This window comes from Myxococcota bacterium (assembly GCA_039030075.1).
Taxonomy (GTDB): Bacteria; Myxococcota_A; UBA9160; order UBA9160; family SMWR01; genus JAHEJV01.
This window is the reverse complement of the sequence record JBCCEW010000010.1, coordinates 119,766-136,466: the sequence shown is the minus strand read 5'-3', so window position 1 is coordinate 136,466 and position 16,701 is coordinate 119,766. Positions and strand designations below refer to the sequence as shown.

Here is a 16,701-nt window from a genome sequence, read left to right as displayed (position 1 = left end):
GGCTAGGCGTCCCAGCGCGCGCCGCAGTGCGGGCACGCGGCTTCGTCCGAGTTCGCCTCCTGGCCGCAGCTCAGGCACTGGATCGTCTGTACCGCGAATGGGAGCCCGCATTCGCCGCAGGCGTCGGCGCCTGGGGTCAGGGGCGTTTCACAGGCGGGACATGCGTCGAGGATCTCGCCCTCGGCGATCTCTTCGCCCCCATCGGGCAGCCGGCTTCGCAGGTGTTCTTCCGCCAGGCCTCGTGCATCGCCCAGGTCCGAGGTGGCGACGTACAGGGCCAACTCCGTAGCCCGTCCCTGGAAACCCGTGCGCCGGTAGGACTGCGGGCCCTGAATGGCCGCCTGAGGCGGGTCGGTGTCGATGTGACAGGGGATGCCGCGCTGCGCGAGGTGCTCGGCGAGCGCCTCGAGCTGCCAAGGCCCGCCCTTGGTCAGTAGCTCGAGGGGCTCCTGCGAAGCGGCTTCCTCCGCGGGTTCTTCGCCCGGGAATACGAGCGGGACGTCGCAGTCCGAACAAAACTCGACCGTGCGTTGGAACTCTTCGCGGCAGCTGGGGCAGACCTTGAACGGGGTAGGGAAGCTCAACTTTCCTGATGCCTATAGGCTTCGCGATCGCGCTCGACTCGGCATCAGACCGAACTTCTGGGCGCGGTAGATCACCGCACCTCGGCTCAGGCCGAGTCGGCGAGCGGCTTCGGCGATGTTTCCACCGGTTGACTCAAGCAGCTCCGTCAGTTCGCGTTTCTGATCATCCCTTCTCATGTCTCGGAGTATGCCCACGCTGAAGGGTGAATCGACGAGGGCATTCTCGACATCAATTGAACAAATCACATCTCCGTAGGTAAGGGCAACAGTCCTCTCTATGACTGATTTGAGTTGGGCAAGATTCCTCGGCCAGTCTTGTTTCTGGAGGCAGGCGTAAGCTGATTCGTCTATCACTGGTCGTCTGCGTTCGATTGCTTGAGAGAAAGTACTTGCGAAGAAATCGGCCAAGGGTTTGACGTCTTCAGTGCGCTCTCGCAGGGGAGCTACGTGAACTGCAAACTGCGCGAGTTCTGGTGCAAGCTCGGTCAGGCCCCATTTCTTGTCGGACCCGATCGTTGCGATGGCGCGAGCCGGTGCATGCTCCGAATGCAGGGCAGACGCCGCGATCACGCTCGCCCAGTACGCCTTATCCGTCCTCGAGTACTGATCGAGATCGCGGAGAATAACCACACGCTTGGAGAGGCTCCGCGTTGGCCTGGTGGCCCCCGGTCGGATAACGGTTGTGCCCGATGTCGCAAAGCGAGCTTCCTCGCTGAGCCACCTAGCGGCGTGGAAGCGACCGCTGCCAGTTTCGCCCGCGAAGATCACGGGCGTAGTGTGGGTCGCAAGCGCCGACAATCGCGCTCGGAGAAGTCCAGAGGATGCGCTCGTCCCATGCAGCTGGAGAGAGCTCGCTCGCTGCTCCTCGGTTTCCGAAGGAGAAGGAAAGGGGATCGATCGCTCTTGCGGCGTCACAACTCGGTCAGCGCCAACCCTCGTCGCGAGTACCGCCCCATCGATGTCGCGACTAGCGACTTCGACGATGAAGTAGGAGGCCGAACGACGCCGGGATTCTCTCATCAGAGAAACGGCGTCGATCGAAGGCGGCGAATGCCTAGCGAACACGACAGCCACTTCGGGCAGGGACCGAAGCAGAGGGGCCGCGGGGGCCTCGACGATTCGGGGTGAGTACCCGGCTCGTTCGGCGAGGGTGGCTGCGAACCGGGCTCTCCGGGTGTTCGGGTGGGCAATTAGCGCACAAGGTTGACTCACGGCGTCTCCAAGGGATCAGGCGTCGTCGCAAGGCTATGTGGTGGGCGCGAGCTTTGTTGTTTGGTTCGCGTTGGATTCTCGAATGAGGCTCCCCGCGGGGGCGGATCGTTTGGCCCGCGGGGTGATAATGATTCTGTGGGACCGATCGACTTCGACTCTGACTTCGCGTTCGGTGATTTTCGCGTATCCGTTGGGGCGCGGATCGTCAGCTACAAAGGACGAAGCCTGGATCTCTCGCCGAAACCGTTCGAGCTGTTGATGTTCCTGGTAGAGAACCGATCTCGAGTCGTCTCCCGCGAGGAGCTGGTGCGGGATGTGTGGTGCGCAGAGCATGTCAGTCCCGAGGCTGTGCGATTCGCGGTGCACTCCCTTCGCCGCTCACTTAGAGCGGCAGGAGATGACCGTGAGTGGATCCGCACGATTCCACGGGCCGGCTATCAGTTCGTGGGCGATGTCGAATCCTCTTTGGGAGAGTTCATCTCGCGAGAGGGGGTCCTGCGCGCGTTCAGTCTCGCGTTGTCGACGGCGAGCTATGGGGAGGGAAGGCTCCTTCTCTTGGCAGGAGAGCCCGGCAGTGGCCGAAGCACGACGCTGTCTCAGTTCGCTGATCGCGCTACGGCGGCCGCATTCGTTGTGTCCGCTGAACGCTGCGATGAGGAGGCTCTAAGCATTGTCGGGGGCGCTTCCGAGGTCGGCCCGGCGCCCCGTGACCGGGACGTGGGAGACTGGGGGGTGCCAAGAAGCCGGTCTGGTGTCGGGCCGCACGCTACCGTGAGTTCCGAAGCCTGGGTGCAGCGGGTTCGTCAACGCTGCCGGGACAAGCCCCACGCTCTGTTGCTCGATGATATCGAGGCTCTACCGGGGCATCGGTTTCAGTACTTGGTCCACTTGCTTGAGCGCATATCTGATGTTCCAATCGTTGTATGTGCTACCGCGTGCTCCGTATCTGCCGGAACGCTGTCTGCACGCTCCAAGGACTTGCTCGCCGCCGCGGGAGACTCCAGCGCCTCCCTTGTGCGGCTGCCTCGATTCGGTGGGCGAGAAACACAGCGTTTCCTTAGGGCGAGGTTCGGGCTCCGAATTTCGACGGATTCGGCTGCCCATCTCGCGCAACGAACGGCCGGGAGCCCGCTTTTTCTCTACGAAGCGATCAAGGATCACCTGCGTAGTTCGTCAGGCAACGATGTAGAGAAGCTCGTGCGGCAGGCTCCAATTGCCGCGACTCTCGAGGGACACTATCGCCGCCGGTTGGATGGTTGTCCGAAGCATGTTCGAGATGTTCTGGTAGCGGCCAGCGTGATCGGGGAGACCTTCGACTTGGCATTGCTGCGGTCGATGGTTGAGTCCACCGCCGACGTGGACGGAGCGATCTGGCACGCTCAAGAAGCGGGTGTGGTTATGGCAGATCTGTCGCCACGGTTCAGGTTCGCGAACTCGACGTTGCGCAAGGCGGTCTACCGGTCCGCTCCCCTCGCAACTCGACAGGCACTGCACCGTGGGCTCGCGATAGAGATGCAGGCCCGTTGTGGGGCGATCCCTGGACCCTTTAGCGAGCGCATCGCAGAGCACCATCGAGACGCAGGCGGTGAGCGGGATCTTGAGACCTCGATTGATCATTTCGTTCGAGCGTCAGAGTGGGCTGTATCTTGTCGGGATCTTCCCGCAGCTCTCGACTGCTTGCGACGAGCTCAGGCGGTGCTCGATGGGTCGTTCCTGGGTTGCGATGAGATTCGTTCTGAAATCCTGATCCGCTTAGGAAGGCTCAGTCGGACGATGGGGCGCCGGAAGGAGTCGGAGGCGTTTCTCGATGCCGCGATCGTGTTCGCTAGGCGATGCTCCCGTCCAGATCTCTTGGCGGAGGCAGCACTCGAATCGAGTGCTGACCTTCTCGCGATAGAGACCGGTGTCTTTGACCCATCTCTCGTGGCTTTGCTCGAAGAGGCGGTATCTAGCCTTGTGCCTCTTCGGGCGCATCACGATCATCGCGCACGGCTCTATGCGCGCTTGGCAGTCGCGCTCCATTGGTCTGAAGATCGATTTCGGGAGATTCCGGGTCTCCTTAGTCAAGCGCGACGCGAGGCGGCGAAAGCCGGAAAAGAAGCTCGCTGCTACGTGCGTTCTGCTTCGCGGATGGCTTCCTTCGACCTCGGTTCGCCGCAGACGCGAATCGCCAGCACCGGTATATGCCTTTCGGATCGGGTGTTGGAGATCACGGGCCTCCTGCAAACGGGCGAAGTTTCAAGCGCCGAGTACGCAATCGATGCTTTCGAGAAGACTGTCGCCGGCGCAGGTGCGGACTCAGCTGCATGGTACGTCCCCATGTTTCGCGGTTGCGTCTCGCTCCTTCGCGGAGACTTCGGTTTCGCGTCCGAGATGAGGCAGGCGCTCCTCGATTTGGGCACCTCTGTCGGTGATGTGAACGCATCGCATAGCTTCGCTTTGCAGAGCGCGATGGCATCGCTGGATACGGGCGACCTCCAGAAGTCAACCGGTTCGGTCAGGATCATGTCAGACTCGTTCCCCCGGGTTGATGGGTGGAGGGCAGGGTTCTGCTACCTCCTTCACGAGATCGGGAGAAAAGCGGAAGCCACACTCCTGTGGAAGTCGTGCAACGACGCCGCTCTCTTGGATCGACCGAGACGCAACGCGTGGTTCGGCACTGCCTGCGCAATGTCCCTGACGGTTGGGGCGTACGGATCCGTAGTAGATGCACGGGCGATCTTTGGGCGGTTCGTCCGGTTCTCAGGGCAGCTGTGCGTTGTGGGTTTCGGAAGCTACTGCTGGGGCAGCAGCGATAGGTTCATCGCGACTGCGGCGTTCGCCGCTGGAGAGCCCGACGTCGCGGCGCGCCACTATCGAGCCGCGATCGCGATCAATACTCGCGTCGGTGCTCTCCCGGCCCTCGCCTACAGCCATTTCGGGCTTGCCTCAACCTTGTGTGCGCGGCGACAGGGGGAGCCCCTCCGAGACCTCGACACGGCCGAGGAGCTTGCCGCAGCCTGTGGCATGGTGCCGCTTCTGGCTTCCATCGATGAGCTAAGGGAAAGGCTTTGAGGTTCGGGGCACTGGTTTGTTTGGCGGGGCTGCTGGTCGCGTCCCCGCTGGTGGTGGGCGCTCGCGAGGCTGCAACGCATCACATGAGCTTGTCGGACGGGTTCGCCGCCTTGTATCCGACCAGCGTGTTGCAGCAAGTGGCGCTGACGACGTTCGATGGTTCTGGCGGATCCTTGAGGCGGGAGATGCAGGTGGTCTTTGGGGAAGGCGGGCGTCGGGGCGATATGTTGATCCGCTTTACTTCCCCATCGGCGCTGAAGGGCACAGGTGTTCTCCTCCTCGAGCACTCCACTCTGTATGTTTACTTGCCGGCGTTACGACGATCGAGGCGCGTTTCGGTTGGGCAGATGCGAGATGCGTTTTTCGGCAGCGATTTCTCGTATCAAGATCTCCTCCCGAAGCGCGCTTCGGACTTCACCTTGATTGACAGGGGCGAGGCAGGCGATTGCGAGGTCTTCATTCTGTTGCCAAGTCAGTCTAGTCAGCTCTCGTACAGCAAGTTTGACGTTTGCGTTGATCATTCGGTTTCGCGAATTCAGTGGATTGATGTCGTTGCTGGTGCTGGCAAGAAGCGTTTGGTTGTGAGCTACGACGAGGAGAATCGGCGTTCCGTTTCCAGCGTCCGCGTCGTGGCGGACCAGGGGCGGGTTGTGAGTGAGCTGGAGCTGCTTGAGAGCCGGTCGATCAAAGCGCCTGGCGTCGCTCTGTTCGGTGTGAGCAACCTGGATCGAGGAAGTGCTCGGCGGGATAGGAAGCTCGTTCGAGACGTGGGGTCGCCTAATGAGCGCTAGCTCGCCTTCGTTTGGCCAGGTGCTAGATCGGCGTTCGGGATCCGCTCTTGAGGGCGCCGGCGTAAGAGTGATAGCGGCCGGAGCGGCCGTGCGGGAGTTTCTCACGGAGCTGATTGCGGATGGTCCAGTGGATCTGGCTGAGGGTATCGGTGGCAAGGGGACTATCTCGATTGCGGGCCTCAAGTCCGCATCGATCGTCGTTAGCGCGGAAAGGCATCTCAGCGAAGGCGAGCATCTTGTGTTGTCGGGATCAAGGGCTGGGTTGCAGTTCCTGGCTCATGCACAGGTCCTCTCCGCGGACTCGCCAGTTGCCGAGTTGTCCATGCCTGACCTCATCTCCAGTGTGGAAAGGCGTGCTGAGCCTCGGTTGCCTTCTGCGAATGATGTCACCCTTCATCGTGGTACTCGAACAGTGCGTGCAAGCCAGTTTGATCAGTCTTCCGGAGGGGTGGGCCTGCTCGTCGATCGGGAGGCGCGGCTTGAAGTCGGAGCGCAGGTCAGTCTCGCAACGAACGCTGCGAGCGGTCTGGGCTACGCGACAGTAAGGAATCGAACGCAGCAGGACGCGTTTCGTCATCGTATTGGCTTGAGTGTCAGTCGCTATCCAAGCCACGCGGGTGTTCCGATGGAGCGGTTCGCGGAGCGGCGCGTGAATGGCGGCGTTGGCGCTTGGATTGCGACGAGGCTCTCCAGGATCGTGGCACCCAGGGGTCGTCCCGAAGAGTCGGTTGTTCACTTTCGTGGCGCAGGAGGGGGGCGGATCTCGGGGCTGCTGGACACATATGGGCCGCAGCGGGGCGCGGTGTCAGTTGTGGTCGCACCAGCTTGGGGGAAAACGAAAGAAGTGCTCCTCCCCCTAGCAACTCAGATTAGGGCTTCCTGCGCGCGCAATGCAGTGCCCGTAAGGGTTCTTCGCTATGACGGGACCGCCCGCGAGGGCGAGTCGTATGTGGCACCGGCACACCGAGTTGAGGGACAGGAGAGCCTTGGCTTTAGCTTCCGCGCGGCGGCGAATGATCTTCGTGCCGCGATCCGTTTCGCGCAAGAAGGTACGGGTGCCCCGAGGACGATCGTGGTGTCGCCAAGCCTCTCCGCTGTAGAAGCGCGTTGGCTGCTCGGTGCGAGCGTTGTGGACGGTATCTGCGGATGGGTATCGCTCGTTGGGATGCCGGAGCTGCGTCGTGCCGTGAAGAGCATATCTGGGGGCGTTGACTACCACGCGTCGATCAGTCGGGGGATGCCGGTCGGCGATGTGGAGCTCGTCGGCGTGAAGACCGACATCGGTAGGGTTGGTAGTGAGGCCATTCGTTCAGAGATGAGCGGTGACGAGAACGCTCGTAGGGATGTTCAGCGTGTGCAGTGTCCAACCTTGTGGTTTTGCGGACGAGACGATGCTTGGGTCAGCACGCGCGATGTCGCGGACCTGCTCTCGTACTCTCTGCAGCGTGAGGTTCGCGTCGCCGAAGTTGATGCCGGGCACAGCTTGCGAGCAAGTGGCGCGGCCGTCCAGGTGTTCCACGAGATTGGGAGAGAGGTCGTTCGGTTGGCTGCAGGGGCCCGGTGTCGGTCCGCGTTGCCTGGGACGGTCTCAGGGCGACAGGCGCGGTTCGAGTCGCGCAGGGTACGGCCGGAGGTTGCTCGGGGAGCGGGGTTCTGGCGCGACTACCTCCTAGGAAGAGACGGGGCGGGTGGATTCTCGCATCTTCAGTCTGGGGCAGCCTATAAGCAGTTTATGCAGCGTCAGGTTGAGCTCTTGCAGCCGGATGCCGGTGGCCGGATTGCAGATATCGGCTGTGGCAACGGCGGGTTCATTACAGCGCTGTCGGGTGGACGCCCGCGCATTGCGGGTTCAAGGGTCATCGGTCTCGATCTCGTGCGAGATGCTCTTTGTCAGTGGCGTTCGCGACCAGGGGGGCATGAACGGTTGGCCTGTCAGGCGCAGCTGAGCCTGACGGCTGGTGCCGCGCTTCCTATTGCCGACGCATCGCTCGATGGCGCGATGGCTTCACTTCTCCTGAGCTACGTGGAGGAACCCGAGCTTCTCATCCAGGAGATGGCTCGAGTGCTGCGAGGCGGAGCGCGGCTCGTGATCTCGACTATGCGTCCGGACGCAGACGTGTCCTCTATGTGGCGTGACGGAGTCATGGAGGCAGCGGTTTCCCGGCGTGATGATCTGGAGTCGGGCCGGTTGCTCGAGTCTGGCCAGAGCTTTCTTAATGATGGAGCGCGGCTGCTCTCGTTGGGAGACAAGGGAGTCTTTCGGTTCTGGGAGCGAGATGAGCTCGGGGACCTTCTCGATCACGGTGGGTTTTCGCTGGTTCATACAGAGGACGCATTTGGCGACCCCTCACAGGCTGTCATTGCTCTTGCAGTTCGGAGCTAGTTGCATTGCCTTCGCCCGCTAGGGAGTCGGCTGAGAGATCGTTTTCCAGGAAGCTTCGAGCACTAGCAGTGCTGTGCCTCTGGCTTTCCTTGAATCTCGCTGTGGTTGGAGGGGTGAGATGGCTCGAGGTCGATGGGTACGCCGACGGTTTCCTCCAGCGGGACGGGGATTCGTGGTCTCGCTACTCCGACTTTGTGAGCGAATTCGGTGGCGACGAGGCGCTCGTTCTTGTGGTCGACCTGCCCGCTGATCTGGCGCGGTTGGGCGTGCGCCTCGGGGAACTGGCGAGGCTCTCAGAGGAGATTGCGGGCCTGGCTGGCGTTAGACGTGTGGATTCTCTCTCAACGTTTCCTGTGCCCCGGACAGGGGGATACGGAGAAGTTCGGCTCGGAGCCATAGTCGGTTTCGAGGACGGAGAAGTCAGTGCGTTTGAGCCAGCCGCGGTGCGCGATTCGCGCGTGGCGCAGGGCTTCTTGTTGTCGAGCGATGGTCGATCCAGCGCTGTTCGCGTGGTGCTCGATCGGGAACTAGGCGCGGATGCGGGTCCCATAGCGGCCTCCGTCGCAGAGATTGCGAGGTCATATGGTGCGAGTGTGACTGGTGTTCCGATCTTTAGGGCGGCCGTCAACGCGAGAACCTTCGGGGAGCTACAACGCCTGCTTCCATTGTCAGCGGCACTTGTGGTTGTGGTTCTGCTTTACGCGCTTCGGACCATCGCGGGAGTCGCCTTTGTTGTAGTTCCAGCGGTGCTCGTCAGTGCCGCGACCATCGGATTGATGGGATGGTTGAGCGTTTCGCTGTCCCTAACCACGGTGACGCTCCCAACTATCGCGCTAGCGCTCGGTGCGATCTATGGCACGCACAGTCTTTTTCGGACGTTCCGGCGCCCGCTAGAAGGCGAGGTGGGAAAGCGCCCCCGGCGCTCGGCTCTCGGGCTTTCCATATTGACGACAGCCGTAGGCTTCGGGTCGATGGCGGTCGTTCCTGTCCCGGCGGTTCGTGAGTTCGCTCTCGTTGGAATGCTCTCGGCTCTTCTGGCAGGGTTTTCGGCGCTGACGGTCGTGCCTGCGCTGACCTCCCTCGTGTGCCGCAATCGTGTGGCCGAGGCGCTACTCCAGTACGAGGTGAGAGTTCACGGCGTTCTCGATGCAGTAGCCAATACTCGTGTTGCTAGCTGGGGTGGAGCAACAGTTCTCGCGGCCATCGTTCTTGGAGGTGTGTCGGGTTGGTGGGTGGAAACAGACACCAACATCATTCGTTGGTTCTCTGACGACTCCGTAGAGAGGAGAGACTACGACTCGATCCGAGAGCGGTTCTTTGGGATAACGCCGGTGGCATTCTCTGTTGCGTTTGACGGAGCCGGAGGGGCGCTGGATCCTGTAGCCCTTAGTGACTTGGAGAGCTTCCGTGAGGAGCTCTTGAGGGATCCGCGAGTAGGTCGGGTCGATTCGATCGCCGAGGTGCTCAGAGACGCCAACCGCGTCCTCGGTGATCAGGATAGGGTTCCGAGCTCGGTGGCTATGGGTGAGCAGCTTCTCGCGCTCGTCGGGTCATCGGGCTCCGTGCGCGACCTCGTGACTCCTAGCCGTGAGAGGACTGTGGTTCGCGTTTTGATGAACGTGAATGAGTCCAAGGAGATAGTTGATCTAGGTAGCGCAGGCGCTCGTTGGTGGAATGCGAACGCGATGTCTCAGTCGTCGATTGCAGTGACGGGAACGATGTATGAGTTCGCGCGGACGCAGGAGGCCATTCGAGACGGTCAGGTTGGTGGCTTGGGGCTCGCGATCTTCATTGTTGGGGGGCTGCTGGCGCTGCGTCTTGGTTCACTGCGTTTGGGAGGGATGGCTTTGCTACCCAATGTTGTTCCGGTGGCGGCGGTATATGGCGCTATGGCGTTTCTCGGGATTCCGTTGGATGCTGCCACCGTAATGATTGGGGCCGTAGCTCTTGGGATTGCGGTTGATGACACGGTCCATATCGCAGATGAGCTTCGAGGCCTACACAGCTCCCCGCGTGGGCGCATTTCCGTTCTGCCGATCCTGGCGCTCACGACCTGCGTTCTGGTCGCGGGCTTCGGTGCGATAGCTACCTCAGATTTCGCGCTAACGCGGAACTTCGGTTGGCTCTTGGCGCTAGGTTCGCTGCTCTGTTTCCTCGCGGATTGGATCGCGATGCCCCGCCTGTTCCGTTTGGCGGTCGGTGTTGACCGTCGGGCGCGGTCGAACTAAAGGCGCAAAGTCGTTCGGTCGAAGGCGGTCGGCGTGGCGCTGGAATCGTACTCGCTGTATCGATCGGAACTAGAGCAGGAACGCCTTCCTCGGTCGAATAGGATAGGCGCTCTGATCGTTGCCGCGCTGACGGCGTCTTTCCTAGGGCTGGACTGGGTCGTCTTCCCGGAGAGCTTCGAGCGGCTTCTCGCGGTCAGGCTTGCGTGCGTTGCGGCGATGGTGCTAATCGCGTGCGGTGTAGGGAGCGCGCGACCCGTGGCGACTTGCGTCGCAGGCGCGCTTTGTGCGGGGGTGATGCTGCTGGATGTCATCCGGGTGGCTGGCGGCGTGGGTAGTGAGTACGCGCCCGGGCTGATGCTGCTCTTCCTCGGGATGCCCGTGCTTCTGCCGATGACGGCGCGCCAGGCAGCGCTAGTGGTGGTGGTTCTATCGCTTGGGCTTGCCGCGCTACCAGCATTCTCGGCCGGGGAGTTCGGAGGCCGTTCTTACTGGCTGGGTTTGGCGTTTCCAGTGGCCGCTGGCATCGAGTCGATTGTTGCGACGGCGCTGCTCGATCGGATGCGGTTCTCTGACTTCCTGCGGCGCGAAGAGATTCGCGAGACGCGCGACGAACTCCGCAAACTCGACTCGGCCAAGACCCGTTTCACCGCGAACGTCCACCACGAGCTCCGTACGCCGCTCACGCTCACCCTGGCTCCTGTAGAAGCGATGCTTGCGGGCGACTTCGGCGAGATTTCCGAGCTCCAGCGCGGCTACCTGAAGACCATTCAGAGCAACGGGCTCCGGCTCCTCAAGCTCATCAACAACCTCCTCGACCTCGCCAAGATCGAGGGCGAGCAGCTCACCATCAGTCGGCGCCCCGTGCAGCTGCACGATCTCGTCGACAACATCGTTTCTGGCGCGCGCCCGCTGGCCGAGCGCAAGGGAGTCCTGCTCGACCACGAGGGCTTCTCGGCTCTCCCCGTCGTTCACGCGGACTCGGAGGCCTTCGAGAAGATCCTCGTCAACCTCCTGGGCAACGCGTTGAAGTTCACCGACGCGGAAGGCGAGATCTGGGTCAAAGGGTGGGAAGAGGCCCAGGGCGACGCCCCCGGCGTGCACCTGGTGGTCACCGACACGGGCGAGGGGTTGGAGGCCGACCAGCTCGGCCGCATCTTCGACCGCTTCGCCCAGGTCGATGGCTCGAATACCCGCAAGCACGAAGGCACCGGCATTGGGCTTTCACTCGTGCAAGAGCTGGTGAAGCTGCACGGCGGGCGAATCTGGGCCGAGAGTGAGGGCCTGGGCCACGGCGCGCAGATGCACGTGGTGCTGCCCGTGGGTGAGAGCGACGAAGAAACCCGCGACGCGGTTGCGGAAGCCCTGGCCGAGGAAGCGGGGCAGGGCGAATCGCTGCAGCGGGCGCTCGGAGGCCTGGGTGCCGACCTGAGCACCCACGACGACGACGGCGAAGAGTTCGGCGAAGGCCTGCGCCTGGCCGAGATGCAGCGCCACGTCGAGCGGGTCGAGGGCACGGGAAGCACGGCGCCGGCCCAGGCCGCGCCCCACCGCCCGGACACGCCCGAAGTGCTCGTGGTCGAGGACAACACCGACATGCGCCGGCTGTTGGCCCATCTGCTGGGCCAGGAGTTCCGGGTGCGCACGGCCAGCAATGGTCGTGAGGGGCTCGAGGCCGTGCGCGATCGGCTGCCCCACGTGGTGCTCACCGACGTGATGATGCCCGAGATGTCGGGCACTGAGCTCTGCGCCGCCATCAAGGGCGAGCCCGAGCTGCGCGATGTGCCCGTGGTGCTGGTCACCTCGAAGGCCGAGCGCGAGATGAAGATCGAAGGCCTCGAGCTGGGCGCCGACGACTACGTCACCAAGCCCTTCCACCCCCGTGAGCTGTTGGCCCGGGTGCGGTCGCTAGTCGAGCTGCGGCTGGCCCAGGAAGCCCTGGCCGCCCAGAACGATCTGCTCACCACGACCAATTTCGAGCTCGAGCAGACCATGGAAGAGCTGAAGCAGGCGGGCGCTCAGCTGGTGCACGCCGAGCGGCTCTCGGCCGTGGGCGAGCTCGCCGCCGGCGTGGCCCACGAGATCAACAACCCGGTCAACTTCGCCATGAACGCGGCCCGCACCCTGCAGCTCACGCTCGACGAGGTGCGCGAGGTGGCCGAGCAGATGGCCGCCCTGGGGAAGGCCGGGCCCGAGCACCTGGCCGATCAGGTGCAGCAGCTCGAGGTGCTTCGGGAGCGCATCCACTTCGACGAGACGGCCGACACCCTGGGTGAGCTCGCCGGCATCGTGACCGACGGCCTCGAGCGCACGGCCGGCCTGGTGGGCGATCTCCGCGACTTTGCGGCCCCTGGGGCCCGTGAGCGGGGCTCTGTGGACGTCGTGCGCGGGGTCCGGATGACGCTGCGGCTGGTGGGCCACACCTTCGTCAGCCAGGGGGTCGAGGTGACCTCGGATCTCCCCGAGGGGCTTCCGCAAGTGGCGGGCGATGCCCGCGCCCTCAATCAGGTTTTCCTCAACCTCCTGAAGAATGCCGCCGAAGCGTTCGAAGGCCGGAGTGGCTCGATCTGGGTCGAAGCCGGTACAGAGGAGAGCGAGGTGGTGGTGGAGGTCCGCGACAACGGTCCCGGCATCGCGCCGGCAATGCTGGAGCGCGTGTTCGAGCCTTTCCACACTTCGAAGGGCGCTGCGGGTTCGGGTCTCGGGCTGTCCATCTGCCGTCGCATCGCGGAAGAGCACGGCGGCTCGCTCGAACTCGTTTCTACGGAAGGCGAGGGCACCACCGCGCGCTTGCGTCTGCCGGTGGTCGGGGCGGGCCGCCATGCAGCCTAAGCCCGATTCGCTCGTCGACTTCCGCGAATACCCGATCCTCTACGTCGACGACGAGCCCGACAACCTACGGATCTTCGAGCTCACGTTCCGCCGCGAGTTCGCCATCTACACCGCCACGAGCGGCGATGAAGGTCTCGAGATCCTCGCCACGAAGCCCGTGGCGCTCGTGCTCTCGGATCACCGCATGCCCGGCATGACCGGCACCGAGTTCCTGGTGCGCGCTGCCGAGCTCGACCCGGCCACGGTGCGGATCATGGTCACCGCCTACGGCGACGTGGCCACGCTGCAAGAAGCCATCAACCGCGGCGCCATCTACCGCTTCATTCCCAAGCCCTGGGAGCCGGCTGACGTGCGAGCCACGCTCATGCGCGGCATCGAGGCCTATGCCCTCGACCGCGAGCGTGCCCAGCTCCTCAACGAGCTGCAGATCCTGAGCCGCGTCTCGGCGGCGATGAACCGCGAGCTCGAAATCGAGCGCCTGCTCGACCTGTTGATCCGCACCTTGCGCGAAGACATGAGCTTCGACGGCGCGAGCGTGCTGCTGCGCGACCGCCGCAACGGCAGCCTCAGTTGGGCGCGGCCGTCGACCGCCCGCGACGAGATCGATGTGCGCCTCGAGGGCCTGTCCTTCACGCACGAGAACGCCGGCGACTTCCTGACCAAGCTCGAAGATGGCATGTCGCTCACACTGAAGGGCGACCGCGGCCTCGAGTATCGCGGCGCGGTGCGCACCTGGGTAACCGAGGTGGCGGCCGACGAGATCCTCGTCACCCCGCTCTACGGCAAGGAAGGCCTGCTCGGCGCCATCACCGTCGACAACCGCAGTGGCGGGGCGCGCTTCAGCGCCGACGACGTCACCATGATCGAGGGGCTGGCCAGCCAGGCTTCGGTTGCGGTCGAGAACGCCCGTCTCGTCGAAGACCTGCGTCGCTCCCGTGAGCAGATGCGCCGGGCCGACCGGCTCGGCACGTTGGCCTCCGGGCTCGCGCAAGAGATCGAAGAGCCGCTGACGTCGCTGCGTACCTTCGTCGAGCAGACGAGCAAGTCGGGCGAAGAGAAGACCCAGGCACAGGCTGATCTTTCGAAGATCGAGCGCTTGGTCGACACCATGCAGCGCGTGGGGCGCGGCGCGGCGGGCACCAGCCGCGAAGCCGTGAGCCTCGGCGACGTCGTGGGCGAAGTCGTCTCCATGTTGCAGCGGGAGGCCCATCTCGGCCGCATCATGCTGCGATGGACGGGCGAACCCGACATGCCGAAGCTGGTGGCCGTACGCGACCAGCTCCACCAGGTGGTGCTCAACCTCGTGCTGAACGCACTGGCTGTCACGCCGGAAGGCGGCGAAATCTCGGTGCGCACGCGTGCCGCCTACGACGAGAGCGGCGTCGAGTTGTCCGTGACCGATACGGGCCCTGGCCTGGCGGCGGAACAGCTCGAGCAGATCTTCGACCCGTTCCTGGCGGGAGAAGATGCCGACGCGAACGCCGGGCTCGGTCTGCTGGTCTGCCAGCGGATCGTCACCGAGCACGGTGGCACGCTGGAGGTGCAAGACGGGGAGGGCCGAGGGTCCCGATTCGTGGTGCGGCTGCCGGTAGGGGACACCGCTGGCGCCTGAGCCGGCTCGGCTGAGCTAAGCTCCTCCCGCTCGTCCGGGGAGGGGACGGCCAGCAGCCCACGGGCCCGTGCGGGTTTGTGGGGGCAGGCCACCCGCCGCATCAGCCCTTCGGGGGCACTGCGGCACGAGGCGCGGACATCGTCGCCTGGGTTTTCGAAGCAAGGAGAGACGCGACCGTGCAGCCCCAAGACTCCCATTCGCCTGTGGGCGCGCATCGCCGCCTGCTGGGGGCGTTCCTGGCCGGGCTCGCCGCCCTCCTGTTGGCGGGGCCGGCACTGGCCGGCGGCTCCGTCCGGTTGGTGATCCTGCCGATCGTCGTCCACAGCGCCGCACCCGATGCCAGCTACGTGAGCCGCGGCATCTCCGACATGATCTCTTCGCGTCTCGAGCAGGACGGCACCGCCCAGACGCTCCGCCTGCACGACGCCAGTGCGGGCACCACCGAGCTCTCTAAGGCCCTCGATCAGGGCCGAACCCGGGGCGCCGACTACGTGATCTTCGGCTCCTTCACCCAGTTCGGGGACGGGGCCAGCCTCGACATCCATTGCGTGCCGGTGCTGGCGAGCGAGGCCGAAGCCGCGGCCGCTCGTCGCATCTTCATTCAGAGCGGCACGGTGGGCGACATCATTCCCAAGCTCGACGAGATCGTGGATCGCGTCGCGCTCTATGTGCAGGCCCAGGCGCCGCCCATGCGGGCCGGCGCGCCTGCGCCCGACCCGGCCGCGGCCGGCGTGCGCGCCGATGCGGCTCTGCTGCGAGACCTCGTCGACCGACTGGAAGCGCTCGAGAAAGCGGTCTACCAGAACGGCGCCACCACGAACGCGGCGCAGGTCGACACCGAGGTGCCCGAGTCCTAGCCGTCCTCGGTTGGCACCGGGAGCGTGACGTGGAAGGTGGTGCCCCGGCCCGTCTGCGTCTCGAAGCTGAGTTCGCCGCCCTGATCCTCGACCAGGGCACGAGCGCTCGCCAATCCGAGACCGTGGCCGTGAGAGCCCGAACCCTTCACGAAGGGTTCGAAGAGGGTCGGGCGTAGCGCTTCGGGGATCCCGGTTCCCGTGTCGGCCACCGACAGGCGCACCCGCGCCGGTTCGCTCGCTGTGGCGGGGAGCAGGCGAGACAAGAACTGAAGCGTGCCTCCCTCGGGCATGGCGTCGCGCGCGTTGAGCGCGAGGTTCACGAACACCTCGAGCAAGCCGTCGGCGTCGACGCACAGCGGGGGCACGTCGTTGTCGAGCGAGACGCGGAGCTCCACGTTGGAGAGCGCGCCGCCGAGCAGCGCGGCGACTTCGCGGAGGATCTCGTTGGGCGCTTGCCAGGTCGGCGCGACCGGGTGTGGCTGCGCAATCGACATCAGCTTCCGAGTAGAGGCGGTGGTCTTGCGGATGGCATTGCGGGCCAGCTCGAGCGCGGCGGTCGGGTCGTCGTCGCTTTGGAGCGCCTGCTCGGCGACGTCGATCTGGCCGAGCAGGAGGGTGAGCGCGTTGTTGACGTTGTGCGCCACACCCGCCGCCAGGCGACCCACCGTCGCCAAGCGCGCCGATTGGCCCGGGTCTTGGCTCTCGTGGGTGGTGTCGCGCGCGATCACCAGGATGCCCACCGGATTGTCGGCGTCATCGAAGACCGGGAACTTGTCGGTCTGCAGCCGGATCTCGCCGGAATGCGTGCGCTTCGGTTCCTCGATGCCGAGCTGCGGGCGGCCCGAGCGCATGACCTCGAGGTCGTCCGCGAAATAGCGCTCCGCGTGCTCGGCGGGATACCAGCGTTCCGACGCGGTGCCGACCATGGCCTCGGGCGTGGTGGCCATGGCCTCGGCGACAGCGTGGTTGGCGTAGAGGATCTGGTTGTTGGCGTCTTTGAGAAAGACGAGGGCCGGAATGGAGTCCATCACGGCTGCCAACGCGTCTCCCAGGTGGAAGGCACGCGGAAGCCGTAAGTGCGACTCGCTCATGTGCCGCTCCTCCTTGAGCGGATCCGAGCGCAGGCGGGAAAGGAGGGATTCAGCCCCGCG

10 protein-coding genes are annotated in these 16,701 nt (G+C 64.2%); 7 read left to right on the top strand and 3 right to left on the bottom strand.

The window, feature by feature from the left end; translation table 11 throughout:
* Positions 1-2: 2 nt before the first annotated feature.
* Entirely contained in the window at positions 3-584 is a 582-nt protein-coding gene (locus AAF430_12850) for a zinc ribbon domain-containing protein (GenBank protein ID MEM7411117.1), read from the bottom strand.
* 12 nt (positions 585-596) lie between these two features.
* On the bottom strand, positions 597-1,604 hold the full coding sequence (locus AAF430_12845) for a helix-turn-helix domain-containing protein (protein ID MEM7411116.1): 1,008 nt from the start codon (positions 1,602-1,604) through the stop codon (positions 597-599).
* A gap of 2,322 nt (positions 1,605-3,926) precedes the next feature.
* Here AAF430_12845 and AAF430_12840 point away from each other — a divergent pair.
* The 7 genes from AAF430_12840 to AAF430_12810 all read left to right on the top strand — a co-directional run bounded on the left by AAF430_12840 (position 3,927) and on the right by AAF430_12810 (position 15,550).
* The gene (locus tag AAF430_12840; protein ID MEM7411115.1) at positions 3,927-4,850 is read left to right on the top strand and encodes a hypothetical protein; all 924 of its coding nucleotides are present in this window, start codon (positions 3,927-3,929) and stop codon (positions 4,848-4,850) included.
* An 83-nt stretch (positions 4,851-4,933) separates the two neighbouring features.
* Positions 4,934-5,641, top strand: coding sequence for an outer membrane lipoprotein-sorting protein (locus tag AAF430_12835; GenBank protein ID MEM7411114.1), 708 nt, complete (start codon positions 4,934-4,936; stop codon positions 5,639-5,641).
* Positions 5,642-7,373: 1,732 nt separating this feature from the next.
* Positions 7,374-8,024: a methyltransferase domain-containing protein gene (locus tag AAF430_12830; protein MEM7411113.1), complete on the top strand. Its 651-nt coding sequence runs from the start codon at positions 7,374-7,376 to the stop codon at positions 8,022-8,024.
* 89 nt (positions 8,025-8,113) lie between these two features.
* On the top strand, positions 8,114-10,252 hold the full coding sequence (locus AAF430_12825; GenBank protein ID MEM7411112.1) for a hypothetical protein: 2,139 nt from the start codon (positions 8,114-8,116) through the stop codon (positions 10,250-10,252).
* A gap of 255 nt (positions 10,253-10,507) precedes the next feature.
* The gene (locus AAF430_12820) at positions 10,508-13,081 is read left to right on the top strand and encodes an ATP-binding protein (GenBank protein MEM7411111.1); all 2,574 of its coding nucleotides are present in this window, start codon (positions 10,508-10,510) and stop codon (positions 13,079-13,081) included.
* Positions 13,071-14,693, top strand: a complete 1,623-nt coding sequence (locus tag AAF430_12815; protein ID MEM7411110.1) for an ATP-binding protein — start codon at positions 13,071-13,073, stop codon at positions 14,691-14,693. Before AAF430_12820 ends, AAF430_12815 begins: the two co-directional genes overlap by 11 nt.
* Before the next feature lie 176 nt (positions 14,694-14,869).
* Positions 14,870-15,550: a hypothetical protein gene (locus AAF430_12810; GenBank protein MEM7411109.1), complete on the top strand. Its 681-nt coding sequence runs from the start codon at positions 14,870-14,872 to the stop codon at positions 15,548-15,550.
* Here the strand turns inward: AAF430_12810 and AAF430_12805 are convergent.
* Positions 15,547-16,641, bottom strand: a complete 1,095-nt coding sequence (locus AAF430_12805) for an ATP-binding protein (protein ID MEM7411108.1) — start codon at positions 16,639-16,641, stop codon at positions 15,547-15,549. The two genes, AAF430_12810 and AAF430_12805, sit on opposite strands and share 4 nt — an antisense overlap.
* Positions 16,642-16,701: the final 60 nt, after the last annotated feature.